Origin of the sequence: Mycolicibacter acidiphilus, assembly GCF_018455725.1 — a bacterium.
Taxonomy (GTDB): Bacteria; Actinomycetota; Actinomycetes; order Mycobacteriales; family Mycobacteriaceae; genus Mycobacterium; species Mycobacterium acidiphilum.
Genome location: NZ_JAHCLR010000041.1, coordinates 1 through 1,019, shown reverse-complemented (window position 1 = coordinate 1,019; position 1,019 = coordinate 1). Strand labels below are relative to the sequence as shown.

General features: G+C 80.5%; 1 pseudogene. It reads left to right on the top strand.

What is annotated here, in order from left to right:
- Positions 1-1,019, top strand: a pseudogene (locus tag KIH27_RS17290) (PE family protein); the annotation flags it as partial.

The window sequence follows — 1,019 nt, the reverse complement described above, 5'->3', positions numbered from 1 at the left end:
GCACCGGCGGCACGATCGCCGGCAACGGCGGTGACGGCGGTGCGGGCGGCACGGGCGTTGCCGGCGTGGTGGGTGGCAACGGCGGGGCCGGTGGCGCCGCACTGGGTTCCCTGTTCGGGATCGGCGGGGCCGGCGGCGACGGCGGGACCGGTGCGGCGGCGGGTCTCGCCGGTGGTGCGGGCGGTCTCGGCGGATCCGGTGGCATCGGCGGGGCGAGCAGCGCGCAGTTCGGGGCCGGTGGCCGCGGCGGCAACGGCGGGACCGGTGGGATCGGCGGCAACGGCGGCAACGGATCCGCCGGGTCCAGCACCACCGGCGGCGACGGCGGCAACGGTGGCAACGGTGACGACGGCGGCAACGGCGGCAACGGCGGCAACGGCGGTGCCGGTGGCGCCGCGACCCACGGCAGCGCCGGCGCGAACGGCAACGGCGGCACCGGCGGCACAGGTGGTGCGGCGGGCCAGGGCGGTAACGGCGGCAACGGCGCAGCGGGCACCGCGGATCACCACGACGGCTTCGACGGCGGCAACGGCGGCGACCCGGGCCACGCCGGGGCCGGTGGCAACGGCGGGGCGGCCGGCAGCGGCGGCCTGACCGGAAGCGGTGCCGGCGGCGCTGTGGGCGCCGGGGGTTCGCCCAGCCACGGCAGCGGCGTCGGCGGCAACGGCGGGGCGGGCTTCAGCGTCAGCGCCGGCATCGGTGGTACCGGCGGCACCGGCGGTAACGGCGGCAGCTACGGCGACGGCGGCATGGGCGGCGCAGGCGGCGCCAGCGGTGTCGGGTCCACCGGCGCCGACGCGGTTGGAGCGGGCGCCGCGGGCGGTAACGGCGGCACCGGCCTGACCGGTGGGGCAGGTGGTGCCGGCGGTCAGGGCGGCGCGCTCGGCGGCAACGGTGGTCAAGGCGGAACCGGCGGAACCGGCGGGACCGGCGGCAACGGCGGGGCCGGGTCGGCCGCCGTCGATGCCACCACCGCCGGCGCAGCGGGCGCCAACGGCGGCAACGGCGGCAGCGGCGGC